This window comes from Achromobacter pulmonis, assembly GCF_902859765.1.
GTDB lineage: Bacteria > Pseudomonadota > Gammaproteobacteria > Burkholderiales > Burkholderiaceae_B > Achromobacter > Achromobacter pulmonis.
This window is the reverse complement of the sequence record NZ_CADIJV010000002.1, coordinates 21216-46016: the sequence shown is the minus strand read 5'-3', so window position 1 is coordinate 46016 and position 24801 is coordinate 21216. Positions and strand designations below refer to the sequence as shown.

Here is a 24801-nt window from a genome sequence, read left to right as displayed (position 1 = left end):
AACGTGCAGTGCGGGAAATTTGTAACGCCGGTCAGGCGGGCAGCACGCGGGTCCACAGTCCGGTGTAGCGCTGGACCCGCATGGGCAGCACGCGCGCCAGGGTGTCCAGGGCGCCGGGCAGGTCATCCAAGAGAAAGGCACCGGAAACGCGCAGGTCGGCCACCGCCGGATCACAACTGATCCAGCCGTGTTGGTACCGGGATAGTTCTTGCAGGAAGTCCGCCAGCCGCATGCCGCGCACCGTCAGCACGCCCCTGGCCCAGCCGTCGGCGTCGAATGGCGCGGCCGGCTGCCGCCCCACAGCGTGGTCGCTCACACGATAGCGGCCGCCGGGTTCGGCCAGTGTTTCGATGCCGCGCACGGGCGCGATGCGTAGTTCGCCGCCCAGCAATTCCAGCAAAGTGGCGTTGTCCAACTGGCGCAGCAGGAACCGAGCGCGCGTGCCGCTGAAGCAGGCTTGCCGCGTGCGCACTTCCCAGGTCGCGTTCGCGCCGGTGTCCATGCGCATTTCACCCGCCAGCAGGGTCAGCCGCAAGCCGCCCGGGTCGGCCCGCACCGCGGAATCGGTGTTCAGCCACAGCTCGGCGCCATCGGCCAGCGCGTAGCGGCGGCGCTCTCCCACCCCGCTGCGGTAATCGGCGGCATAGCGTTCCCATGCGCCGTCGCGCCACGCCAGCGTCAGCCCCGCGCCCGCCGCGCCCAGGCCCAGCATGGCCAGCAACTGGCGTCGCCGCTGACTGGGCGCGGCGCGCAGGGCCGATGCGGCGGCCGGTCCCGCGGGCGATTCCGATACTGTCCGCAGATCCGTCTCGATGGCTTGCAATTGCCGCCAGACGCGCTCGTGCTCGGCGTCGGCCTCGCGCCAGCGCCGGCAGGCGTCGTGGTCGGCCGCGCCGGCGTTGCCTGAATTGAGCCGTACGGCGAAGGAAATGGCGCGTTCCAGCACGACGGCCCGATCAGCCATAGCGCAGCTCGTAGCAATGGCGGATGGCGGTGGCCATGTATTTTTCCACTGAACTGAGCGACACGCGCAGCGCCGCGGCAATGTCGGGATAGGTCATGCCGTCCAGCCGCGACATCAGGAAAGCCTTTTTCGCCTTCGCGCTCAGCCCATCCAGCATGCGGTCGATGCGCACGAGCGCTTCGAACAGCAGCGCGCGCGTCTCGGGAGACGGCGCATGTTCCTCTGGCAGCAGGGCGATTTCGTCGAGGTAGGCGCGTTCCAGCCGGCGGCGGCGGATGTGGTCCACCGCCAGCCCGTGCGCCAGTGTTGTCAGGTAGGCGCGTGGCTCATGCAGGGCGCGGGCGCGCTCTGGCTGGACCAGCAGGCGGTGGAAGGTGTCGTGCGCGATGTCGGCGGCATCGAAGCCGCAGCCCAGCTTTCGTCGCAACCAGGTCACCAGCCAGTGGTGATGGTCCGCATAGAGTGCGCACACGTGATCGTGATCCGGTGCCAGGCGGGCAGTCATGGAGAAAAGGGGGAAAGGAAGACTGAATTTCGATATTGAGAATCGTTTTTATTGTATCGGAAAACTTCCGCGGTGCACGCGGACGCCAGGCCAGGGCGGGCGGCAGCACCCGTCGCGGGCGCGTGACACGGTCCGACACGCGCTGCAAGGTTCGCCGCTATAAGGGAAATACCTATGTGCGCATTCGCAACACAAACGCGCATGAGAAAAGTTCGCATTACACTTATTCGCTAATTATTTCTAACCCTTTTAGCAAGGAAGTCCGTTATGCAAGACCCGCGGCCCACCGGTATCCGCCCCGCCATTCGTCCACGCCTCGCCCTGCGGCGCACCACCGGCCTGGTGCTGATGGCGCTTGCCAGCGGTACGGCCGTGGCGCAGGAGGCGGGCGTCGCCACCTTGCCCGCCGTGCAGGTCCAGGCCGACGGCGACCCGACCACCACCGAAGGCACCGGCGCCTACACCCCGCGCGCCACGTCCGCCAGCACCGGCCTGCCGCTGTCGCTGCGCGAAACCCCGCAATCGGTCACCGTGGTCACGCGCCAGCGCATCGAAGATCAGGACATGCGTTCGCTGACCGACGTCCTGGGCAACACCCCCGGCATCTCGGTGCAGAACTACGACAGCGAGCGCTACAGCTTCAGCTCGCGCGGCTTCGCCATCAGCAACTACCTGTACGACGGTGTTCCCACCAGCTTCGACACTGGCTATGCCGCGGGCGAGTCCTCCATCGACCCCATCATCTACGACCGCGTCGAAGTGGTGCGCGGCGCCACCGGCCTGTTGACCGGCACCGGCAACCCCTCGGCCTCGGTCAATCTGGTGCGCAAGCACGCCACCAGCCGCGAATTCACCGCCGACCTGAGCGTCAGCGCCGGCACGTGGGACACCTACCGCGCCACCGCCGACCTGTCCTCGCCGCTGAACGCCAGCGGCAGCGTGCGCGGCCGCATCGTCTCGGCCTACCAGGACAATCATTCATACCTGGACGGCTACCAGAACCGCAAGAAGGTCTTCTACGGCGTGGTCGACGCCGACCTGACCGCGCGCACTACCTTGAGCGTCGGCTTCAACTACCAGGACAATGCGCCGCAGCGCAGTAGCTGGGGCGGCTTCCCGCTGTGGTACGCCGACGGCGGCCGCACCGATTGGAAGCGCTCGCTCAACACCGGCGCCGACTGGACCCAATGGGCCAGCACCACCGAAGGCGCCTTCGCCAGTCTGGAGCATCGCTTCGACAATGGCTGGCGCGTGCAGGCCGTGGGCTCGCATTCCAAGCACGAAATGGACGGCAAGCTGCTCTACCTGACCGGCTGGCCCGATCGCACCACGGGCTTGGGCATGGGGGCATCGGCCCAACGCTATTACGGCGACCGCAAGCAGAACAGCCTCGATCTCAAGGCCTCCGGCCCCTTCACCCTGTTCGGCCGCCAGCACGAAGCCGTGGTCGGCGCCAGCTTCACGCGCCAGTACGCCGATTTCCGCAACCGTGGCGCTGTGTCGCCGGCCGCCGTTGGCAATTTCCTGGACTGGGACGGCTCGTACCCCGAGCCGCAGTGGAGCGACACCTCCACCCTGGCCAGCCGCTACACCACCAAGCAGGCCGGCTGGTACGGCGCGCTGCGCTTCAGCCTGGCCGATCCGCTCAAGCTGATCGTCGGCGGCCGCTACAGTACCTGGAAGACGGACGCGGTGGGGTGGGGCGGCAGCAGCAGGCAGGCCTTCGACAAGGACGCGTTCGTGCCGTACGCCGGCTTGCTGTACGACATCAACGAGAACTACACGGCGTATGTCAGCTACACCGAGATCTTCAACCCGCAGGACAAGCAGGACCGCAACGGCAACTGGCTCGATCCGCTGGAGGGCAAGGCGTACGAGGCCGGCATCAAGGGTGAATTCCTCGACGGCCGCTTGAACGCGTCGGCCGCGGTGTTCCAGATCAACCAGGACAATCTGGCGCAGGACGACGTCGGTTACCTGGTGCCGGGCACGCTCAACCAGGCCTCGCGCGCCGCCAATGGCACGCGCAGCCGCGGGTTCGACCTGGAAGTGTCCGGAGAAGTCACGCCGGGCTGGAACGTGGCGGCGGGGTGGTCGCATTGGACCGCGCGCGATGGCGACGGCAGCCCGATCCAGACCGACCAGCCGCGCAGCCTGGTGCGGTTGTTCACCACCTATCGGCTGCCGGGCGATTGGAACCGGCTGACGGTGGGCGGCGGCGTCAACTGGCAGAGCCATGTCTATACGATTGCCAACGGTCCCAATGGCAGCGAGCGGGTGGGGCAGGGCAGCTACGCCCTGGTCAACCTGATGGCGCGCTACAAGTTCGACAAGGGCCTGTCGGCGCAGTTGAACATCAACAACCTGATGGACCGCAAGTACTACTCGCAGATCGGCTTCTACAGCCAGGGCGCGTGGGCGGCGGGGCGCAGCGCCACGTTGACGATGCGGTATCAGTATTGAGGGCAAGCCCGGCCGGTCCGGCCGGGCTGACCGATCAGCCGGGGAGCGGCGCCGGCCATGCGTATCGCGGGATCACTGGCGGGGATACGAGCCCAGCAGCCGCATCTGCGGATGGGCGGCCAGGACGGATGCCAGCGGCTCCTGCAGGGCGTGGCCGGCCACCTCGATCAGATAGCGGTGCGTGTCCAGCGTCTTCCCGCTGGGCCGCTCGTAAATGGTCAGCACCGGCACCTTGGCGTTCACCAAGGCCGCCAGTGTGGCGTTGAACGTGTCGTCGGACGCATCGACCCGCAGCGAGGTCTTGTCGCGCCCCGTTGGCGCCGGCAGGTCACGGCCCAGCACCCACCAGCGGGTCACGTTGTGCGGCCCGAACTCAATGCCGTCCACCAGCGGCTCCAGCGCGTGGATCGCCGCGCCGATGCGCGGCCCGAACGATGCCCTGTGATGGCCTGGGCTGTCGGCCACCGCCTTGGCGGCGGCGCCGCCGCCCGTGGTTTCGGTACGCCTGACCCGCGGCATTTCGCGCTCGATCCATGGCTTGACCTCCTCGAACGCCACCGGGTGGGCCAGCACTTCCGTGATGTCGGCCAGCCGCGCGCCCGGTTTGGCCAGCAGGCTGTAGCTCAGCATCTTGGGATACTCGGCCACCACCGTCACCTCGGGCAAGTCCAGCACCGCGTCCAGGTACGGCGTAACGCCCACCACCGATGTGGTCACGGGCACGCATGCACGCTCGATCCGGCTGCGCTGGTAATCCTTGAACAGCTCGTCGCGCGACAGCGCCACCAGGCCATCGGGACCGAACAGGTCCAGGCAGGCCTGGTGCGTCCACGAGCCCGCCGGGCCGAGATAGCCGGTGCGCACGACGCGGCCGGCCGCCGCTGGCAGCGCCGTCAAGGGGCGGCCGGACAACATCGATAGCAGGGTCTTGTACATGATTGCTCCTTGGGGCGCGGGTCAGGCGCCGGCGTTGCCGTACGCGACCACGGCGATCTCGCGGAACGCATGGATCAGCGCCAGCCGCGGCGAGCCGCGCGACCAGATCAGGCCGAAGCGGCGCGGCTCGCAGGGTTCGGGCAGCGGCAGGGCCAGCAGACCGAGCCGTTCGATCGCGCCGTTGGTGGAGCGCGGCAGGATCGCCACCCCCAGGTCGCGGCTGACCATCACGGCGATGGACTCGATGGCATTCAACTCGAAACGCTCGCGCGGCGCGATGCCGACGCGCCGCAGGTAGTCGTCAACATAGCGTCCGCCCCAGTCGCTGCGCTGGTAGCGGATGAAGGGTTCCGTCGCCAGCAGGCTGTGCGGATGCCGCCCGGCATGGCGCGGCGCTGCCGCCAGCACATACGGTTCCTCGCGCAGCAATTGCCAGCCCAGGCTCTTGGACAGCGGGTAGGGCGCCTCCAGCGCGATGGCGGCGTCGAGTTCGCCGCTCTCGATGGCGGGATAGAAGCGCGCCGAATGGCCCGGCTGGATCTCGACGTTGATCAGCGGATGGCGCCGCACCAGGTGTTCCAGGATGGCCGGCACCATGGAATTGAGCGCCGTATTGCCGGCGCCCAGCCGCAACTCGCCCATCATCTCGTCGGAACGCGCCAGATAGCGGATCTTCTCGATGCGCTCCAGCACCTCGCGCATCGGCCCGATCAGTTCGGTGGCCTTGGCCGTCAGGTGCACGGTGCGGCCGGCCCGCGCCACCAGCGCCACGCCCAGGTCCTGCTCCAGCTTGCGGATCTGTTGCGCCACCGCGCCGTGGGTCAGCCCCAGGCGGCGCGCGGCCTCGGCCATGGAGCCGTGGCGTGCCACGGCGGCCAGCGTGTGCAGGAAGTCAGTGTTCATGATGATAGATATTCTATCGTCTTATCGTAAATTGGCTGTCCCCAGTCGGCCGTCTCCAACGCCACAATGCGGCCAGGAGACATCAATGCGAAGCAAGCTTTTCGTCCCGGCCTCGCGCCCGGAACTGTTCGACAAGGCCATGGCCAGTCAGGCCGATGCGCTGTCCTTTGACCTGGAAGATGCGGTCGCGCCGGCCCGCAAGCCGCAGGCGCGCGCCAGCCTGGCCGCCTGGCTGGGGGGCGCGGCGTTCGCCAGCGCCCGTGCACAATATGCCAAGAAAATTATCGTCCGCATCAATGGCGCCGACACCCCCGACTACGCCGCCGACCTGGCCGCGCTGCCGGGCCTGCCGATCGACCTGCTGAACCTGCCCAAGGTCGAAAGCGCCGCCGCGCTGCGCGCCGCCATCGACGACGCCAGCGATGCCGGCTTTGCCGGCGAATTCCTGGTGACGGTGGAGACCCCGCGCGCGCTGGCCGGCGCGGCGGAACTGGCGTCCGCCCATCCCCGTGTCGCCGGCCTGCAGTTGGGGCTGGCCGATCTGTTCGAGCCGCTTGGCATCGAGCGCTACCAGCCCGACACGCTGCGCGCGGTGATGCTGGCCCTGCGCCTGGCCGCCGGCTGCGCCGGCAAGTACGCCATGGACGCGGCCTATGCCCGCGTGCGCGATGGCGACGGCTTCCGGGCCGAGGCGCAACTGGCGCGCTCGCTCGGTTTCCTGGGCAAGTCCTGCGTGCATCCCAGCCAGATCGCCATCGCCAACGAGGTGTTCGGCTTCAGCGCCGAAGAGGTGGCCCAGGCCGAGCGCATCGTCTCGGCCAGCCGCGAGCACGAAGGCGTCGGCGCGTTCCTGCTCGACGGCAAGATGATCGATGCCCCCTTCGTGCGCCGCGCCCAGGACGTTTTGCTGGCCGCCGGTCGCCCCGCCTGAAACCGGCCACGAGACCGATAACGAGTGAATCAAGACATGCAGCAAGAATCCCCCGCCGACCTGCCGCTGGCCGGCATCAAGGTCCTGGACCTGAGCGCGTATATCGCCGGTCCCTACGGCTGCGCCCTGCTGGGCGACCTGGGCGCCGACGTGATCAAGGTGGAGCCGCCCGAAGGCGACAACCTGCGCAAATACCCCTCCACGCTGGAGACCGAGAGCCGCGCCTTTCTCGGCATCAACCGCAACAAGCGCGGCCTGTGCCTGAACCTGAAGGAAGCCGCCGGCCACGAGGTCCTGCTGCGGCTGGTGCGCGAGGCCGACGTGCTGGTCCACAACTTCCGCCCCGGCGTGCCGGAACGGCTGCGCATCGACTTCGCCACGCTGTCGGCGGTCAACCCGCGCCTGGTCTATTGCGCCATGACCGGCTATGGCGCGGTCGGCCCGATGGCGCGCCACGCCGGCTACGACCAGGTGCTGCAGTCCATGACCGGCATGTGCGCGGCCCAGGCCAAGGCCGACGGCCCGCCCGAAGTGCTGTATGGCTCGGTGGTCGATTACTACGGCGCCGCGCTGATCTCCAACAGCGTGGCGGCGGCCCTCTACCGCCGCGAGAAAACCGGGCGCGGCCAGGCGATCGACGTCTCGCTGCTGGGCAGCGCCCTGGCGATGCAATCGGCCCGCCTGGTCTGGGCCGATGGCGAGCCGCGCCACGTCGAACGCGACATGCGCTCGGGCGGCATCACCGGCATCCATCCCACCCGCGAAGGCTATCTGTATCTGTCGGCCAACACGCCGCATTTCTGGCGCGCGCTGTGCGGCCACCTGAACCTGCCCGAACTGGCTGACCACCCCGATTACGACTCGGTGAGAAAGCGCGCGGCGCAGGCCGCCGTGCTGGTGCCCCTGGTGCGCCAGGCGCTGTCGCGCGCTTCGGCCCGCGAGTGGGCCGAGCGCTTCGGCCAGAGCGTGCCTTGCGCCGAGGTGCGCCCGGTCGAAGACATGTTCGACCACCCGCAGGTCGAGGCCATGGGACTGATGCGCCCTTACCGCAACCCGCAGGCCGGCGGCTACCTGGGCCTGGGGCAGTGGGCGCACTTCGGGGCCGCCGCCGAAAAACCGGCGGCCAGCCAGGCGGCGGGGCGGGGTGCGCCGGGCCTGGGCGAACACAGCGAAGGAATTCTGTCCACCCTGGGATACAGCGAACCGGAAATCCGCCAATTGTTGCAGTCGTCGGTGGTGCAATAGCCGCCACGACAAAATAAGACTCATCCGCCAACGAACGGGGAGACAACCGAATGCCCGCACGCTATCTGCACCGCCCCGAGGGCTCCAACTGGGGCGATTTCGGGGAAGACGACCAGCTCGGCACCCTGAATCACCTGGACCGCCAGGCGCGCCTGGCGGCTATCGCGGAAATCCGCGAGGGCTTGTCGTTTTCGCTGAGCCTGCCGCTGACGGTGCCGCGCGCGCCGGTGCTCAACCCGCGGCGCAAGGGGCCACTGATCCAGCCCGCCGAAAAGAACGGCGTGCCGGTCTACCGCTATCCGCTGGCGCGGGACGTGCCCGGCGCCACCGACGTGGTCAGCGATGACCGTGTCACCCTGTCGCCGCAATACTCCACCCAGTGGGACGCCCTGGGCCACGTGGGGTCGATGTACGACGCCCACGGCACCGGCCAGGCCCAGCCCACCGGCTACAACGGCTTTGCCGTCAGCGAAGCGCGCGCCGAAGGCTTTACCGGCACGCAGGACCTGTCCATCGCGCCAATGGCGCGGCACGGCATCCAGGGGCGCGGCGTGATGGTCGACCTGCGCGCGCACTTCGGCGACGCGCACCGCAAGGTCTCGTACCAGGACCTGATGGACGTGATGCGCGCCGACGGCGTGCAGGCGCGGCCCGGTGACATCCTGTGCCTGCATACGGGTCTGGCCGACCTGGCGCTGTCCCTGGGCGACGATGAACAGGAACGCCTCAAGACCAGCTGCTGCGTGTTGGACGGCGCCGATGCGCAATTGCTGGCCTGGATCAAGGACAGCCGCATCGCCGCCATCGCCGCCGACAACCACGCGGTCGAATTGCGCAACCATCACCTGGATGCGGGCAGCGGGCCGTTGCTGCCGCTGCACGAACAATGCCTTTTCAAGCTGGGGCTGCCGCTGGGCGAACTCTGGCACCTGACCCCGCTGGCGCAATGGTTGCGCCAGCATGGCCGCCACGCTTTCTTCCTGACCGCCGCGCCAATGTACGTGCCCGGTCTGGTGGGCGCGCCGGTCAACCCCATCGCGACCGTCTGACCTCGGGCGGATCGCGCCGCGATCCTTGATCGATTCAACATCCCCGCAGGGGAGAAGTGAGGAGCACACATGAAGAAAACCCGTCACGCGGCCCTGGCCGCACTGCGTCCCGTCGCTGCCGCCCTGGGCCTGGCCTGCACCCTGGGCGCGGCCCAGGCCGCCGGTTATCCGGACCAGCCCATCACCGTGGTGGTGCCGTATTCCGCCGGCGGCGGCGCCGACAATGCGGCCCGCATCATCGCCCAGGGCATGGGCGAAGTCGCCGGCCAGAGCGTCGTCATCGAGAACAAGGGCGGCGCCAGCGGCTCCATCGGCGCCGCCTATGTGGCGCGCGCCAAGCCGGACGGCTACACCGTGCTCTATGACGCGTCCGCCTTCGCGATCAATCCCGTGCTGCGCAAGCTGCCCTATGACGCCAAGAAGGACTTCATCCCGGTTTCGCAAGCGGTCAGCGTGCCCAACATCCTGGTGGCCGCGCCCGGTTCGGCCTTCAACAATCTGCCCGACTTCATCAAGGCGGCGCGCGCCCACCCCGGCCGCTACACCTTTGCCTCCTATGGCCCGGGCAGCCTGGCGCAGATGGCCGCCGAACTGCTCAAGAAAGACGCCAAGATCGATGTGGTGCACGTGCCGTACAAGGGCGGCGCGCCCGCCATCGTCGACGTCATGGGCGGGCAGGTCGACGTCTATTTCGCCAACGCCGCCTCCAGCCTGAACTACGTCAGCGGCGGCAAGCTCAAGGCCCTGGCGGTGTCGTCGGCCAAGCGCATGCCGGAACTGCCCAACGTGGCCACGGTCAGCGAAAGCGGCATCAAGGACTTCAACGTGGTCGAATGGAATGGTTTCTTCCTGCCCGCGGGCACCGACCCGCAAGTCGTCGCTAAATTGCAGGACCTGGTGCAAAAGGCCCTGGCCCGCCCGGAGACCCGCGAAAAGCTCTCCAAGCTCGGCCTGACGCCGGTCGGCAGCAGCGCGGCCGACTTCGCCAAGTTCGTCGACGCCGAGCAGGTTCGCTGGGCCGAGGTGGTGAAAACCAATAACATCACGGTGAACTGATCGCCCCACGGCGGGCGGCATCGCCGCCCGCCGGGTCGACGCAAGCACTCTGGGAGATGCCGCAATGAGCCGGGAAGACGATTTCGAGCGCGGCCTGGCCAACCGCCGCGCCGTACTGGGAGAAGAGTGGGTGCAGCGATCGCTGGACCGCGCCACCACCTTCACCGCCGACTACCAGAACCTGATCACCCGCTACGCCTGGCACGACATCTGGAGCCGCCCTGGTCTGCCGCACAAGGCGCGGCGCATGATGGTGCTGGCGGTGACCCTGTCGCTGGGTCGCTGGGAAGAATTCGAACTGCACGTGCGCGCCGCGCTGACCGCCAAGGACGATTCGCGGCTGAGCCCGGATGAATTGAAGGAAGTGCTGCTGCAGAACGCGATCTACGCGGGCGTGCCGGCGGCCAATACCGCATTCAATCTGGCGCAGGGGATTCTGCGCGAGGTGGCGGGGGAGATCGGGTATGTGGTGGAGCCGGCGGATGCGCGGGGGGCGGATTTGTTTGGAGGGGGCTAGGTCCGTGGGGTGCAATCTTCACAAGCTATTTCAATCGGAATCCTTGTCGCTGATTTTCTTGGATCACCTGTCGCCCCTGCGCCCAAGGAGTGGCCTAAGATGGTCCCATACACCTGTTTCCAGAACGCTCATCGCTCGTTCGACTTCAACCTCGTCGTTGTATTGGGGGACGTCATAAATGGTTAAGTTGATGTTCAATGCGAGCGGTTTCGCCCATTCCTCCAAATGCATCGCGTAGGTGCCACTTTTTGACGAAACCAGGTGTTGGCTTATTCTCGATCGAGGAGTAAAGCTGCGACCCACGTAGAGAGTTTCAGAGCCATCGAACTGACGATTAAATGTGCAGAGATTTTTCTTTCCGTCGTCTGTGCCTTGTCCGCCTTTGGCTCGTTCGATTTCGCTGAGAACGATCTTGCTTTGTTGAGGATTGTCCAGTTTGAATATATACAGGGCACACTTTCGCTTGTCGGGCCGCGCGTAGCCCGTTCTCAGATCTTGAAGTTTGGACTCTGTCCATTCTCTCGAAACGGCAGAGGTGTTGAAACTCAGTTCGAAAAATGGTTCCAGCGTGAGAGTGCGGGCGATGGTGATCGCTTCGCTCAGTGTTTCCTGATAGCTGCTGATTGCATCTGAGACGATCTTCTTGTGCGGCATCTAAGGTATTTTTTTAGAGTCTTTTGAAATTGCAGGCGGATGGCCGATGTTTGAGGAATTTATTGGACGTGTCAAGGCATGCCTAGGCACGGCTTTAGCCTAGCTCAATACCTAACTACAACAGAATCCGCACTCCGTACCGCCGAATCCCGGCAAACCGCCTCGATATTGTTCCCATCCGGATCCAGCACGAACGCCGCGTAATACCCCTTGTGGTACGCCCGTTCCCCCAGCGCGCCATTATCCTGCCCGCCATTGGTTATCGCCGCCTGGTAGAACGCATCCACCATGTCCCGGTCCCGCGCCTGGAACGCCAGATGCAGGCGCCCGGTCAACTGCCCCTGCACCTCATCGCTATCCGGCGTGGAAATGAACAACTCATCCGCCCAGAAATTCCTGTCGTCCGACCCGCCGATCGGAATTCCCAGCGCTTCAAATACCGCGGTATAGAACTTCTTGCTCGCCGGCAGATCTCGCACGACGAGTCCGATGTGGTCAATCAGGCGGCCCTTATGTCGGTCTCGATTCAGCACGGAATGCTCCTGCAACGTCAGGTTGGAAAAGTGCGCAGGTGGTGCATTGAAATTATTTTGTCTTGTTTCTTAACTGATAGTAATATCCGCGGGCTTTGGCGTAGCTTGCGGGGTTCTCCTGGACATTTCGGGAGCAAGCGAGGCCAGAACCCCTGTGTTCCGTATTGATGCCGAGGGGGAGACATGTGCATGCAAGCTTGCTCGCGGCAGCAAATTTTCCTTTATCACGTTCAAAGAGAGTCTCGATGTTCCGGTTCGGTACTGCAATTGCGCTTGCGTTGACCCTGGGGGCCTGCACCACCGTCAAGCACTCACCCATTTCCCAGGATTCGCTGGACAAGTTGGAAGGTCGATCAGTGGCCACTGTGAGTTATGAACGCCCCGATTTTGCAGCATTCACCGCTGGAAAGGCCGCTTTCGCGATGATCGGTGCCGCCGCGATGATCTCGGAGGGCAACACCATTGTGAAAGAGAACGCCATCGAGGACCCGGCAATCGCCATTTCAACGGCCTTGCAGGGCAAGCTTGCCGCCGCCAAGCGCACAACGCCGATGGCTTCCACTACGGTGCTCAAGAAAGACGACATTGCCACAGTCGTGGCCGCCAATCCAGGTAGTGATTTTCTTTTGGACGTGAAGACGCTGAGCTGGATGTTCAACTACTACCCGACCGACTGGGCACATTACCGCGTGACTTACAACGCGCGGTTGCGACTGATCGACACAGTGACCAAGACGGTCGTGGCCCAGTCCGCTTGCGCCTCGGTGCAAGGTGACGACAAGAATCCACCGACCAAGGATCAGTTGCTGGAGAACAATGCGGAGCTGCTCAAGAGCTATCTCGACAAAGCCTCCGTGGCATGCGCGGAAGTGCTGGCGCGAGACGTGTTGAAGCTCTGATGCCGGCGCTTCATCAAGGGAGACAGGTCGGGCAGCGCGGCATCCACCGCTCGGCAATTTCCGCGCGATCTCCGAACCTGCATTCGTCAACCAAGCGGAGCCCTTCCAATGAGTGCGTCTGATCTGCCGGTGGTCTTCCAGGCAGCGGCCGCGAGAACGTCAGCGACGTTCCCGTCGTTGTCCAGCCTGTCCCGGCGGTTGGTCGTGACCGTGATCGTCGCGAGCTTGGCCGGCTGCGCGGCCAACAACACCTATATCCAGCCCGATGAGTCATCCTCCGCCAAGTTACGGGTGGTGCAAGGCAACCCGGATGACTATGGCTTGCTGCTGGGGGAATTGGACCCTCGCACCTGCCAGCTGCGTTCACAGGTCGGCTTTCTCAGCCAAGGCGCCCAGAAGGATGCTGTCAGGGTGGGTATGCTTGATGGCGCCCCGCCCGTCAAGGACGGCATACTGGAGCGGCGCATTCCGGTGGGTGAGCCGTTCGCGATCGTGCCCAAATGGTTCGTCACGATGCTCTCCCTCGGCTCTACGCTGTTTGTGCTGAATCCGGTGGGGGCAGGCATGGTCAACGAAGAGATCAATGCAAAGCGACCGAGCGAATGCCGGTTTCCTGTTTTCGTGCCCAGGCAGGGGGAGCAATACGAGTTGCGCATCGATATCGCGCCCGGCAATTGCGATATCCGCCTTCAACAGCTCGTTCTTTCTCCGTCCAGCACGGTGGTGCGCGAGCCGGTAGAGCCGGTAGGCACGGTCAGTTATCAGCTCAGCGGCGCTGGATATCCTACGGGGAAGTGCGATATCCCCAACCACGCGGATTAGTCGTATGGCACGTGTCGCCGATACCCGGATTTGCCTCCGGGTATCGGCGCTTGTCATCGCGCTGCCTATAATCCCCCCTCGATCCCCGCTTTGACGGCATTTCCCGCCGTGTCCCATGTCCGCCACCCCCCTACGCGTGCTGTCCGTCATCCCGCCGATGACGCAGCTCAATACGCCATACCCGTCCACCGCCTACCTGACTGGCTTCCTGCGCTCACGCGGCGTCACGGCCTCCCAGGAAGACCTGGCGTTGGCGCTGGTCCTGCGCCTGCTGTCGCCCGACGGCCTGCGCGCCGTGGCGGCCAAGGTGGAGGCGTTGCCGCTGGACCAGCACACCCCGGCGATCCAGGCCTTCATCGCCATGCAGCCGCGCTACCTGGCCACCATCGCCCCGGTGATCGCCTTTCTGCAAGGCCGTGACTCGACGCTGGCGCACCGCATCGTCGGCCGCCACTTCCTGCCCGAAGGCCCGCGCTTTGCCTCGCTGGACGTGTATGTCGACGACGAAGGCGGCGACCCGCTGGGCTGGGCCTTCGGCGCCCTGGGCCTGCAGGATCGCGCCAAGCATTTGGCCACGCTGTACCTGAACGACCTGGCCGACGTGCTGCGCGACGCCATCGATCCGCGTTTCGAATTCGTGCGCTATGCCGAATCGCTGGCCGGCAGCCAGCCGACCTTCGACCCGCTGGCCGAAGCGCTGGCCGCGCCGCTGAACCTGGTGGATGACACCCTGCGCGCCCTGACCCTGGAAGCCCTGGCGCGCCACCAGCCCACCATGGTGCTGCTGTCGGTGCCGTTTCCCGGCGCCGTCTACGCCGCCTTCCGCATCGCCCAGGCCATCAAGGCGCAGGATCCCAAGATCATCACCGTGCTGGGCGGCGGCTTCGTCAACACCGAGCTGCGCGAACTGAAAGACCCGCGCGTCTTCGACTATTTCGACTTCGTCAGCCTGGATGCCGGCGAACGCCCCTTGCTGGCGCTACTGGAGCACGTCCAAGGCAAGCGCTCGCGCCAGCGCCTGGTGCGCACCTTCCTGCGCGACGCCGACAGCGGCGCGGTGCGCTACGTCAACCTGGTCGAGCCCGACGTCGCCTTCGCCGAAGTCGGCACGCCCACCTGGGACGGCCTGCCGCTGGACCGCTACCTGTCGCTGCTGGACATGCTCAACCCCATGCACCGCCTGTGGAGTGACGGCCGCTGGAACAAGCTGACCGTGGCGCACGGCTGTTACTGGAAGAAGTGCAGCTTCTGCGACGTCAGCCTGGACTACATCGGCCGCTACGAAGGCGCGTCGGCCACGGTGCTGGCCGACCGCATCGAGGCCATCGTGCAGGAAACCGGGCAGACCGGTTTTCACTTCGTCGACGAGGCCGCCCCGCCCAAGTCCCTCAAGGCCCTGGCCACCGAGCTGATCGACCGCAACGCCGGCATCTCGTGGTGGGGCAACATCCGCTTCGAAAAGACCTTCACCCCCGAGCTGTGCGAACTGCTGGCCGACAGCGGCTGCATCGCCGTCTCGGGCGGCCTGGAGGTCGCCTCGGACCGCCTGCTGAATCTGATGAAAAAGGGCGTGTCCGTCGACCAGGTGGCGCGCGTCACCCGCGCCTTCAGCGACGCCGGCATCCTGGTGCACGCCTACCTGATGTACGGCTTTCCCACGCAGACCGTGCAGGATACGGTCGACGCGCTGGAATACGTGCGCCAGTTGTTCGAGAACGGCTGTATCCAGAGCGGGTTCTTCCACCGCTTCGCCTGTACGGTGCATTCGCCGGTGGGGCTGAACCCGGAGGAATACGGCGTGACGCTGCGGCCGCTGCCGGAGGTGACGTTCGCCAAGAACGACATCGGCTTCGACGACCCGACCGGGGTGGATCACGACGCGCTGGGGCGGGCGTTGAAGAAGGCGATCTACAACTACATGCACAGGATCGGACTGGACGAGGACGTGCGCAGTTGGTTTCCGTTCAAGGTGCCGAAGACGACGGTGGGGCGGCATCGGATCAGTCGGGCGCTGGGCCAGTGAGATGGCGTTGGGGGCCGTCGGTCGGGCGGTGCCGAGCCGCTGTGGGATAGCGCTCGTGGCCAAGGCGCCCGCCCGGTAGAAGACAAGCGGGGCCGATATTGACCAAACGCATGGGCGGGTGAGGTCTTTTGACGCAAGATCAACTTATTCTGCGCGTCGATATAAGAAGGGGCACACCATGAGCATCCGCCAGGCCGGCACGTTGCCGCGTACCGGCGCCGAGGCCAGGTCAATCGATCGCCGCCAGGCGCTGCTGGCCTTGGCCGCGCTCGGCGCGGCAGCCTTGCCGCGCCTGGCTGTGGCCGAGCAGCCCACGACGGTGAAAACCCGTGCCCGCATCGTTATCGTGGGGGCCGGCGCCGCCGGCCTGGCCACCGCGTCCCGGCTCGCGGCCAGTCTCGACGGCGCGCGCATCATCCTGATCGATCCGCGACGCGAGCATTTCTATCAACCGGGTTTCACGCTCATCGCGGCGGGTCTGAAACCGGCGGACTACGTTATTTCCCGCACTGCCGAATACCTGCCGCCCGGCGTCGAATTGATACCGGAGCACGTGACACAGTTCGACCCGGATAGCCAGCGCGTCCATACCGGGTCGCAGGCCATTGCCTATGACTATCTGGTCATCGCCACTGGCCTGGCGCTCGAGTATGGGCTGATAGAGGGGATGGATGCGGGCCTGATCGGCAGCCATGGTGTGGGCAGCGTGTATCACGGCCCACAGGCGGCGCAAGCCACCTGGCGGATGATGTCCGCTTTTGTCGGGCAGGGCGGGCGCGGCATTTTTACGCGCCCGGCGACCGAGATAAAGTGCGCCGGCGCGCCGCTCAAGATGGCTTTCATTACGGAAGACTACCTGAGACGCCGTGGCACGCGGGACAAGGCCGAAATCACCTACAACGCGCATAACGATGCGCTTTTCGGCGTTCCGATCGTGTCGGAAAAGGTGCGGATGCTGTTTGAGTCGCGGGCCATCCGCGTCAATTACCGGCGCACGCTCAGGGCCATCGACCCCGCCAGGCGCATCGCCACCTTCGACACGCCCGAGGGCTTGCAGGATCAGGGTTATGACTTCATCCATGTGGTGCCGCCGATGCGCGCGCCGCAGGCAATCCGCAACAGCCCCTTGCCCTGGCAAAGCGGCCCTTGGCAAGCCGAGGGATGGGTCGAGGTGGACCCCCGCACGCTGCGTCATGCGCGCTACCCGAATGTATTCGCGGTGGGTGACGTGGCCGGGGTGCCTAAGGGCAAGACCGCGGCCAGCGTGAAATGGCAGGTTCCCGTCGCCGTCAACCATCTCGTTTCGCAGATCGCCGGAGCGCTTCCCGATGCGTTCTATACGGGCTATACCTCGTGCCCGCTCATCACCGGCCTGGGCCGGGCGATGTTGGTAGAGTTCGACTATCGCAATAACCTGACGCCATCTTTTCCGGGCGTGATCGCGCCGTTGGAGGAACTGTGGATTAGCTGGGTAATGGAGACGGTCGCGTTGAAGCCGACTTACCTCAGCATGTTGCGCGGCCGCGCATAGCCGCCCACCGCCATGAAGAACTTCGATGCCTGGACAATGTTCTACGTGCTGCACGAAATGCTTGGATTCGCGCTGTGGGTGCTGCTGGCTCTTGTCATGCTATGCGCCGTGCTGTTCGCGGCGCTGCTGTTCCGGGAAAATGGCATCATGGCCGGCAGGTGGAAGCAATCGCAAGCCTTTGGGCTGCTTGGCGGCGCGGGCGCGCTGGCGCTCGTGACATATGTGTCTGCTTCCGGATTGCCGAGGGCTGGCGGTCCCATCGACTGGTTCCTGATCTTGGCGGTGTTTGGCGTCGGCTTCATTGGATCGGCCATTTTTTTCTATAGCATCGCCGGTTGGCTCGCCTGGCTGCGGCGCCGCGCATGAGTCGTCGCCAAGCGGCCCGTGCGCGTGCCGGCGCAATTCGGCGGCGTCTGGCTGGCGTGGGGGGCGCCACCGGGCTTGGGCGCAGTGGTAATCGGGATGGGGCCGGCACTGCGTGGCGATGCCGGCGCGTCATGCGCCGGCCGCACGGCGCTTGAATTCGCCCGGCCCCAGCCCGAATTCCTTGCGGAATGCCGCCGCGAAATGACTGGGGTTCGAATACCCCAGGTCGAACGCCACCTCCATCACCGTCACTCCGCCCGCGCGCAGCCGCCGCTGCGCGTCACGCATCCGCTCCTGCTGGAACAAGCCATAGACGCTGTGGCCGAACAGCTCGCGAAAGCCGCGCTTGATGCGCATGGCGCTCAAGCCGGTTTCGGCCGCGATGCGCGCCAGCGTGGGGGGATGGGCCAGATCGGCCAATAGATAGTCCCGCGCCGCCAGCAGGCGCTGGCGGTGCGGCGTGGCGGCATTGCCCCGCGCCCCGGTCGTGTATTCGTCTTCCAGGAACAATCCCGCCAACGTCAGCGCCTGCGCCTCGCGGATCAAGCGCGTGCCGCGTGTTTCGTTGGATCGAGGGGGCAAGTGCTTCAGATCCCGGCTGACTGCCAGTGCCGCCTGGTGCAGTTTTTCGCCGCGATACCCGGCATGCAGGCAGCTGCCCAACGCCAACGACCGTTCCAGAGGCTGATGGGTGTCGTGTCCGAGCCACTTTCGCAATACGTCGGGCCGTACTGCGACGGACAGGCTCTCGCACAACCCCTGTTGGCAAAAGTGCCCGCGCCGATCCGGCGCGAAGAAGATGCTGCCGGAGGTCTCGCGCAGCTGCGTTTCACCGCCAGCGGGGCCGCCCTCCAGCCAGCAATGTGTTGTCCCGCGCAACTGGTACGACAGAATGACGCGGTCGCCAGCGTCGCGCACGCGGGCGGTCAGCGGCTGATCGAACACGCTCTGCCAGTAGCACAGCTCGACGCCGTCGCCGGCCGGCAGACACACCAGCTTGTGCTGCTGCTCCGGCAGCAGGCGCGCCACGTAATCCGGATCGCATAGCGCGGTCGTGGACGCTTCGGGCAGGGCGCGGGCCGCGCTGGGCGGCAGGGAGTCTTGGAATTTCATTCGGGCGGTGGGACAGGCAACCGATGCGGGTGATTGACCCGATCCGGGTAGTTTAGGGAATGAGACGCACCATCAAATACGGTTGCCCCAAGGGAATGTTCATACATTGCGCCGACGGCGCTTGCCGTGGCAGGGGATGTATGCCTTCAAACAACCGGACCACGCTCATGATCTTCCAATCCCGCGCCAGATGCACAACGCCCCGGGTTCTTACCGTCGGATTTCAACTGCTTTTGTTGGCCTGGGCCCAGCCGGGCGCGGCGCTGGCGGCCGAGGCCGCCGAGGCGCCGACGCTGCCGTCTATCGAGGTCGTCGGCAGCGTCGAGGACGACGGCTTTGTGCCCCGCCGCGCCAGTTCGGCCACGCGCAGCGACCTGCCGCTGGGCCAGATTGCGCAATCGGTCTCCGTGGTCACCCGCGCCCAGATGGACGCGCAAGACGCCCGCTCGATCAACGAAGCCTTCCGCTACGCGCCCGGCATCGCCACCGAGCAATGGGGCGGTGTCACGGCTTTTGATCAGTTGACCATCCGTGGATTTACCGGTGGCAATGGCAGCGCCGACACCTTTCTCGATGGCTTGCGCCAGACTGGAGGCGTCGTCTACGGCGCGCAGCAGGTCGATCCCTTCCTGCTGGAACGCATGGAAGTGCTGCGCGGTCCCGCATCGGTGCTGTACGGCATGGCCACTCCGGGCGGCGTGCTGGCCCTGACTAGCAAATTGCCTCGCGATGAAACGATCCGGCTGGTCGAGCTGGAAGGCGGCACGCGCGGCTATCGACGCGGCTCCTTCGACCTGGGTGGCCGCGCCGACCGCGACGGCGCCTGGCTTTACCGGATCGCCGGCACCGTCTGGAACAGCGATGGCAAGGTGGACGGATTCCCCGCGCGGCGCCGCGCGGTTGCGCCGTCGCTGGTGTGGCAGCCGAGCGCCGCGACGCGCCTGACGCTGTATGCGCGTTACCAGGACGATCCTTCCCTGGGCTCGCTGGGCTCCGTGCCCGTCGCCGGCAGCGTATTACCCAACCCCAATGGCCGCGTTCCGCGCTACACCAATATCGGTGAGCCGTCCTACGACGCCTTCTCCCGCAAGCAACGCGTGGCCGGCTTTCGCGTCGACCAGCGCCTGGCCGGCGGTTGGTGGGTAACGTCGAGCGGCCGCTACAGCGGCATTTCCATGCACCGCGACGTCGTCATCGGCCATGGCTTGCAGCCGGATCTGCGCACCCTGAACCGCAATACCTCGCTGTCCGAGGAAACCTATCACGCCATCACCCTGGACAATCAGGTGAAAGGCCGTTTCACGAGCGGCCCATTGCAACACGACTTGCTGGCCGGTATCAGTTGGGAGCAGATGCGCGGCCGCGGCGACTATTCCCAAGGAGCGGCATCGCCGTTGGATCTGTACCAGCCCGTCCATGGCGCGTTGGTGACCGGCGCGCCGATGATGTACACGAACAATCGCGTGCGCTCGACGCAGACCGGCCTTTACCTGCAAGACCAACTGGCGCTGGGTAATTGGACCGCCACGCTCGGCGTGCGGCACGATTGGTCCACCATCGACACGATCGACCTGCTCGGGCGCGGCGGCTTCAAGCAGCACGACGAAGCCACCACCGTGCGCGTCGGCTCGCTCTACCACTTCCAGAACGGTTTGGCGCCCTACGTCACGTATGCGCAGTCGTTCCAGCCGACCAACCAGTTGTCATCCAGCGGCAAGCCGTTCAAGCCCAGCCGAGGCGAGCTGATCGAAGCTGGCCTCAAGTACCAGCCCTACCACTGGGACGCGCTGCTCACCGTCGCCGTCTTCAATCTGACGCAATCTGACCTGCTCACCGCCGACCCGGCCAACGTGGCGTTCAGCATCCAGGGCGGCGAGTTGCGCTCGCGCGGCCTGGAATTGGAGGCGCGCGCCAAGCTCGGCGCGCAATGGAGCGTGATCGCCGCTTACACGTGGCAGAACGTGGAATACACCAAGGGCAATCCGGCCAACATCGGCAAGACCCCGCCGCGCGTGCCGGAGCGCTTCGGCGGCGTCTGGCTGGCGTGGGATGCGCCGTCTGGCCTGGGGGCGGCGCTGGGGGTGCGGCACAACGGCGGGACCTGGGTGGGGGACGGCCGGTTGGAACAGTACCGCACGGCGGCGTTCACGCTGGTGGATGCGCAGCTGCATTACGACCTGGGCCGGCAGGTGCCGAGCCTGAAGGGCGCGCGGGTGCAGTTGAATGTCACCAATCTGACCGACAAGCGGCATATCGCGAGCTGCTATGACGAGACGATGGGCGGGTGCTTCCCGGGGGCGGGGAGGGTGGTGAATCTGAAGGTGGCGTATCAGTGGTGACGCGGTTCATCGCCTCGCCTCGGCCGGTCACTGCGCCGGATCCGCACCCCGGGCGGCTTACCCCAACCCGCCCTGGCACACATACTTGATCGACAAGTAATCGTCCAAGCCATATTTCGAACCCTCGCGGCCGTAGCCGGATTCCTTGACGCCGCCAAACGGCGCGGCCTCCGAGGCCAAGGCGCCTTCGTTGACGCCGACGATGCCCGATTCCAGGGCGCGCGACACCCGCTCGATACGGCGCACGTCCTGCGTGTAGAAGTACGACGCCAGCCCGAAGGGCGTGTCGTTGGCGGCGGCGATGGCCTGGGCTTCGTCGTCGAAGCGGAACAGCGGCACCACCGGCCCGAAGGTTTCCTCGCCGCACAGCGCCATGCCGGCGTGGGCCCCGCCCAACACGGTCGGCGCAAAGTAATGCGGCCCCAGGTGCGTGAGGCGCTCGCCGCCGGTCAGCACGCGGGCGCCCTGGGCGCGGGCGTCGTCGACGTGGCGGGCGATCTTGTCGACCGCGCGGGCGTTGATCATGGGGCCGATCTGGCTGGCCGGGTCGGTGCCCGGCCCCACGCGCAGCGCCGCGACCTTGTCGCGCAGCAGGGTGGCGAAACGATCATACACACCCGCCTGCACATAGACGCGATTGGGGCAGACGCAGGTCTGGCCGCCGTTGCGGAACTTGGCCGCCATGACGCCATCGACCGCCGCCTCCAGGTCGGCGTCGTCGAACACGATGAAGGGCGCGTTGCCGCCCAGTTCCAGCGACAGCTTCTTCAGGGTGGCGGCGGATTCGCGGGCCAGGTGCTTGCCCACCGGCGTCGAGCCGGTGAAGGTGATCTTGCGGATGCGGCTGTCCGCCAGCCATGTATCCACCGCCGTCGCGGCCTGCGCGCGCGATGCGGTGATCAGGTTCAGCACGCCAGGCGGAAAGCCTGCCTCCTGGCCCAGCCGCGCCAGCGCCAGCGCGGTCAGCGGCGTGTCCTCGGCCGGCTTGCCGACCACCGTGCAGCCGGCGGCCAGCGCCGGCGCGATCTTGCGCGCGATCATGGCCAGCGGAAAATTCCAGGGCGTGATCGCGGCCACCACGCCGATCGGCTCCTTGATGGCGGTCATGCGCTTGCCGCGCTGTTGGTCGGGGATGATGTCGCCATAGATGCGGGTGGCTTCCTCGGCGAACCAGGCGACGTACGACGCGCCATAGGCCACCTCGCCGCGGGCCTCGGCCAGCGGCTTGCCCTGTTCACGGCAGATCAGGGCGGCCAGTTCCTCCTGGCGCGCCAGGATCAGCGCATGCCAGCGCCGCAGCAGTTCGGCGCGTTCGCGTGGCAGGCGCGCGCGCCAGGCGGGCAGGGCGGCCGCGGCCGCGTCGGCGGCGGCGCGGGCATCCTGCGGGCCGCTGTCGGGAACGTGGGCGATGATCGCGCCCGTGGCCGGGTCGGTCACCTCGAAGCGGCGCCCGGTTTGGCTCGGCGCCCAGGCGTCGTCGATGAAATTGTCGGGTTGGAACAGCGCCGATGCGTCGGCATGGGTGGTCATGTCGTTCAGGCTCCGTGGCCGTTGGCGGGCCGGGGGAATTGGCAGAAGGTAGGCCGCGCCGCCGCGGCCGGTCGGATCAGCAATCGAAATCGCGCGCCAGCTTGCGCGCGGCGCCGGCGAACAGCAGGATGTCCACGCCGGTCGCCACGAAGGTGCAGCCCAGTTCCAGGTAGCGCCGGGCCAGGGCCGGGTCGGACGTCAGCGTGCCGGCGGCCTTGCCCGAGGCCACGATGGTGCGCATGGCCGCTTCGATCGCGGCTTGCACCTCGGGGTGGCCGGGGTTGCCGCGGTGGCCCATCGAGGCCGCCAGGTCCGCCGGGCCGATGAAGATGCCGTCCACGCCATCGGTGTCGCACAGCGCGGGCAGGTTGCGCAGGGCGGTGGTGGTCTCGGCCTGCACCAGCAGGCAGATCTCGTCGTCGGCCACCGCCAGGTAGTCGCTGCGTTGGTTCCATTGCGAGGCGCGGCCGACCGCGCTGCCTACCCCGCGCACGCCGTGGGGCGGGTAGCGCGTGGCCGCGACCAGGGCGCTGGCCTGTTCGGCGGTGTCCACCATGGGAACCAGCAGGGTGCGCGCGCCGATGTCCAGCAGCCGCTTGATGCGTGACGGATCGCCGTCGACCACCCGCACCACTGGCTGCGACGGGTAGGCGGCTACGGCTTGCAGCGCCTGCAAGGTGCTGCGCAGGTCGTTGGGCGCGTGCTCGCCGTCGATCAACAGCCAGTGAAAGCCGGCGGTTGCGGCCACTTCGGCCAGGTAAGGGTCGGCCATGGACAGCCACAGGCCGATGCGCGGCGTGCCGGACGCCAGCGCGGATTTGAAGGGATTCAGGGCGGGCATGAGTAGCGCCTATGACAAATGACGTGAAGGAAGCGCGCCGCGGACGCGGCGCCATGGATCAACTGACGATGCCCAGGTGCCACGGCACGAATTCGTGATCGCCCAGGCCCAGCAATTCGCTCTTGGTGCGCCGGCCCGAGGCGGCCAGCAGGATCTGCTCGAAAATGCGCTGGCCCATCTGCGCCACGCTCAGTTCGCCGTCGAGCACGGGGCCGCAATTGATGTCCATGTCTTCCTCCAGGCGGCGGAACATGGGCGTGTTGCTGGCCAGCTTCAGGGTCGGCGCCGGTTTGGAGCCGAACATCGAGCCGCGCCCGGTGGTAAAGCAGATCAGGTTCGCGCCGCTGGCGATCTGACCGGTCACCGCCACCGGGTCGTAGCCGGGCGAGTCCATGAACACCAGGCCGGGCTGGTCGATCGGCTCAGCGTATTCGTAGACCGCCTGCAACGGCGTGCTGCCGCCTTTCATGGCCGATCCCAGCGACTTCTCGAAGATGTTCGCCAGCCCGCCTTGCTGGTTGCCGTGGCCGACTTTGCCATTGAACTGAGCGTTCTGGCCGGCGGCATAGCGTTCCCACCAGGCCAGCCGCGCCAGCAGCTTCTCGCCCACTTCGCGGCTGGCGGCGCGCCGGGTCAGCAGGTATTCGACGCCATGGATCTCCGGCGTCTCCGACAGGATCGCGGTGCCGCCATGCCGCACCAGGATGTCCATGGCCGCGCCCAGCGCCGGATTGGCCGTGATGCCGGAAAACCCGTCCGAACCGCCGCACTCCAGGCCGATCTTCAAGTGCCGCGCCGATACTTCGCTGCGCGCGCAGTCGTTCGCCGCCGGCAGCATGGCTTCGATCGCGGCGATCCCGGCGGCGATGGTGGCTCGGGTGCCGCCGCTGTCCTGCATCACCAGCGTGCGCACCCGCGGATCGCGCGCCAGCCCCTGGGTATCGACCAGCGCATCGACTTGGTTGCGTTCGCAGCCCAGCCCGACGATCAGCACGCCGGCCAGGTTGGGATGCCGCGCATAGCCGGCCAGCGTGCGGCGCAGCACGTCGAAATGCTCGCTGGGCGAGGACATGCCGCAACCGCTGGTATGCGCGAACGCCGCCACGCCATCCACGTTCGGATAGGCTGCCAGCCGCTGCGCGTCGAAGTGCGCCGCGATGGCCTTGATGACGGTGGCGGAACAGTTCACCGATGCCAGGATGCCGATGAAGTTGCGTGTGCCGACCCGTCCATCGGGCCGCACGTAGCCGAGAAAGCGCGCCTGCTCGTCGGGCGCCACCGGCGCCACCGGCACCGCGTCCAGACAGAAACCCGGATCGCGCTGAAAGTCCGCCAGCTCGACGTTGTGCGTATGCACGTGGTCGCCAGCTTCGATATCGCGGCCCGCCACGCCGATGACGACGTTGTACTTGCGAATGGTCTCGCCCTGCGCGATGCGGCGCGCGGCGATCTTGTGGCCGGCGGGCACCTGGGCCCGCACGCGCAGGTCCAGGTCCGGCAGGGACTGCCCCAGGCCCAGGCCGTCGCGGGCGATCAGCACATTGTCGTCGGGATGCAGGCGGATAAGCGGCGATGGCATGG

22 protein-coding genes are annotated in these 24801 nt (G+C 66.5%); 12 read left to right on the top strand and 10 right to left on the bottom strand.

All coding sequences use genetic code 11. The features are described from left to right. Positions 1 to 31: 31 nt before the first annotated feature. A complete protein-coding gene (locus HV701_RS01880; protein WP_175131447.1) occupies positions 32 to 964 on the bottom strand; it encodes a DUF4880 domain-containing protein in 933 nt (310 codons plus the stop codon). Continuing rightward, positions 957 to 1469: a sigma-70 family RNA polymerase sigma factor gene (locus HV701_RS01875; protein WP_175131446.1), complete on the bottom strand. Its 513-nt coding sequence runs from the start codon at positions 1467 to 1469 to the stop codon at positions 957 to 959. The genes HV701_RS01880 and HV701_RS01875 overlap by 8 nt, the downstream gene beginning before the upstream one ends. A gap of 267 nt (positions 1470 to 1736) precedes the next feature. Between HV701_RS01875 and fhuE the strand changes: the two genes are divergently transcribed. Next, the gene (fhuE, locus tag HV701_RS01870) at positions 1737 to 3932 is read left to right on the top strand and encodes a ferric-rhodotorulic acid/ferric-coprogen receptor FhuE (protein WP_175131445.1); all 2196 of its coding nucleotides are present in this window, start codon (positions 1737 to 1739) and stop codon (positions 3930 to 3932) included. A gap of 72 nt (positions 3933 to 4004) precedes the next feature. On the opposite strand, the gene HV701_RS01865 is transcribed toward fhuE, so the two are convergent. Further along, entirely contained in the window at positions 4005 to 4868 is an 864-nt protein-coding gene (locus tag HV701_RS01865; RefSeq protein ID WP_175131444.1) for a prephenate dehydratase, read from the bottom strand. Positions 4869 to 4889: 21 nt separating this feature from the next. Continuing rightward, complete coding sequence (locus HV701_RS01860) at positions 4890 to 5771, bottom strand: LysR family transcriptional regulator (RefSeq protein ID WP_175131443.1); 882 nt, start codon at positions 5769 to 5771, stop codon at positions 4890 to 4892. Between the two features lie 85 nt (positions 5772 to 5856). On the opposite strand from HV701_RS01860, the gene HV701_RS01855 reads away from it, so the two are divergent. The 5 genes from HV701_RS01855 (at position 5857) to HV701_RS01835 (ending at position 10569) form a co-directional block, all read left to right on the top strand. Further along, complete coding sequence (locus HV701_RS01855; RefSeq protein ID WP_175131442.1) at positions 5857 to 6702, top strand: HpcH/HpaI aldolase/citrate lyase family protein; 846 nt, start codon at positions 5857 to 5859, stop codon at positions 6700 to 6702. A gap of 36 nt (positions 6703 to 6738) precedes the next feature. Continuing rightward, positions 6739 to 7947 (top strand): CaiB/BaiF CoA transferase family protein, encoded by a 1209-nt coding sequence (locus HV701_RS01850; protein WP_175131441.1) that lies wholly within the window; start codon positions 6739 to 6741, stop codon positions 7945 to 7947. Positions 7948 to 7997: 50 nt separating this feature from the next. After that, the gene (locus HV701_RS01845; protein WP_175131440.1) at positions 7998 to 8996 is read left to right on the top strand and encodes a cyclase family protein; all 999 of its coding nucleotides are present in this window, start codon (positions 7998 to 8000) and stop codon (positions 8994 to 8996) included. Positions 8997 to 9065: 69 nt separating this feature from the next. Next, on the top strand, positions 9066 to 10052 hold the full coding sequence (locus tag HV701_RS01840) for a Bug family tripartite tricarboxylate transporter substrate binding protein (RefSeq protein WP_175131439.1): 987 nt from the start codon (positions 9066 to 9068) through the stop codon (positions 10050 to 10052). Between the two features lie 64 nt (positions 10053 to 10116). Next, positions 10117 to 10569: a carboxymuconolactone decarboxylase family protein gene (locus HV701_RS01835; RefSeq protein ID WP_175131438.1), complete on the top strand. Its 453-nt coding sequence runs from the start codon at positions 10117 to 10119 to the stop codon at positions 10567 to 10569. A gap of 63 nt (positions 10570 to 10632) precedes the next feature. Here the strand turns inward: HV701_RS01835 and HV701_RS01830 are convergent, their stop codons facing one another. Both HV701_RS01830 and HV701_RS01825 read right to left on the bottom strand, forming a co-directional pair. Continuing rightward, complete coding sequence (locus HV701_RS01830; protein ID WP_175131437.1) at positions 10633 to 11223, bottom strand: hypothetical protein; 591 nt, start codon at positions 11221 to 11223, stop codon at positions 10633 to 10635. Positions 11224 to 11327: 104 nt separating this feature from the next. Further along, positions 11328 to 11756, bottom strand: a complete 429-nt coding sequence (locus HV701_RS01825) for a VOC family protein (protein ID WP_175131436.1) — start codon at positions 11754 to 11756, stop codon at positions 11328 to 11330. A gap of 245 nt (positions 11757 to 12001) precedes the next feature. On the opposite strand from HV701_RS01825, the gene HV701_RS01820 reads away from it, so the two are divergent. From HV701_RS01820 to HV701_RS01800, 5 genes are all read left to right on the top strand, one after another. After that, positions 12002 to 12655: a hypothetical protein gene (locus HV701_RS01820; protein WP_175131435.1), complete on the top strand. Its 654-nt coding sequence runs from the start codon at positions 12002 to 12004 to the stop codon at positions 12653 to 12655. Between the two features lie 108 nt (positions 12656 to 12763). Next, the gene (locus HV701_RS01815) at positions 12764 to 13477 is read left to right on the top strand and encodes a hypothetical protein (protein WP_175131434.1); all 714 of its coding nucleotides are present in this window, start codon (positions 12764 to 12766) and stop codon (positions 13475 to 13477) included. 115 nt (positions 13478 to 13592) lie between these two features. Beyond that, positions 13593 to 15500: a B12-binding domain-containing radical SAM protein gene (locus HV701_RS01810; RefSeq protein WP_175131433.1), complete on the top strand. Its 1908-nt coding sequence runs from the start codon at positions 13593 to 13595 to the stop codon at positions 15498 to 15500. Positions 15501 to 15678: 178 nt separating this feature from the next. After that, positions 15679 to 17031: an NAD(P)/FAD-dependent oxidoreductase gene (locus tag HV701_RS01805; RefSeq protein ID WP_175131432.1), complete on the top strand. Its 1353-nt coding sequence runs from the start codon at positions 15679 to 15681 to the stop codon at positions 17029 to 17031. Between the two features lie 12 nt (positions 17032 to 17043). Continuing rightward, a complete protein-coding gene (locus tag HV701_RS01800) occupies positions 17044 to 17397 on the top strand; it encodes a DUF5368 family protein (RefSeq protein WP_175131431.1) in 354 nt (117 codons plus the stop codon). 129 nt (positions 17398 to 17526) lie between these two features. Here the strand turns inward: HV701_RS01800 and HV701_RS01795 are convergent, their stop codons facing one another. Next, entirely contained in the window at positions 17527 to 18510 is a 984-nt protein-coding gene (locus HV701_RS01795) for a helix-turn-helix transcriptional regulator (protein WP_175131430.1), read from the bottom strand. A gap of 233 nt (positions 18511 to 18743) precedes the next feature. Here HV701_RS01795 and HV701_RS01790 point away from each other — a divergent pair, with 233 nt between their 5' ends. Then, positions 18744 to 20849 carry a TonB-dependent siderophore receptor gene (locus tag HV701_RS01790; RefSeq protein ID WP_175131429.1) on the top strand — a complete coding sequence of 702 codons (2106 nt, stop codon included), beginning with the start codon at positions 18744 to 18746 and terminating at the stop codon, positions 20847 to 20849. Positions 20850 to 20906: 57 nt separating this feature from the next. On the opposite strand, the gene HV701_RS01785 is transcribed toward HV701_RS01790, so the two are convergent. From HV701_RS01785 to HV701_RS01775, 3 genes are all read right to left on the bottom strand, one after another. Then, positions 20907 to 22379, bottom strand: coding sequence for an NAD-dependent succinate-semialdehyde dehydrogenase (locus HV701_RS01785; protein WP_175131428.1), 1473 nt, complete (start codon positions 22377 to 22379; stop codon positions 20907 to 20909). A gap of 76 nt (positions 22380 to 22455) precedes the next feature. Next, positions 22456 to 23220 (bottom strand): 4-hydroxy-2-oxoheptanedioate aldolase, encoded by a 765-nt coding sequence (hpaI, locus tag HV701_RS01780; protein ID WP_175131427.1) that lies wholly within the window; start codon positions 23218 to 23220, stop codon positions 22456 to 22458. 58 nt (positions 23221 to 23278) lie between these two features. After that, positions 23279 to 24799, bottom strand: coding sequence for a UxaA family hydrolase (locus HV701_RS01775; protein WP_175131426.1), 1521 nt, complete (start codon positions 24797 to 24799; stop codon positions 23279 to 23281). Positions 24800 to 24801: the final 2 nt, after the last annotated feature.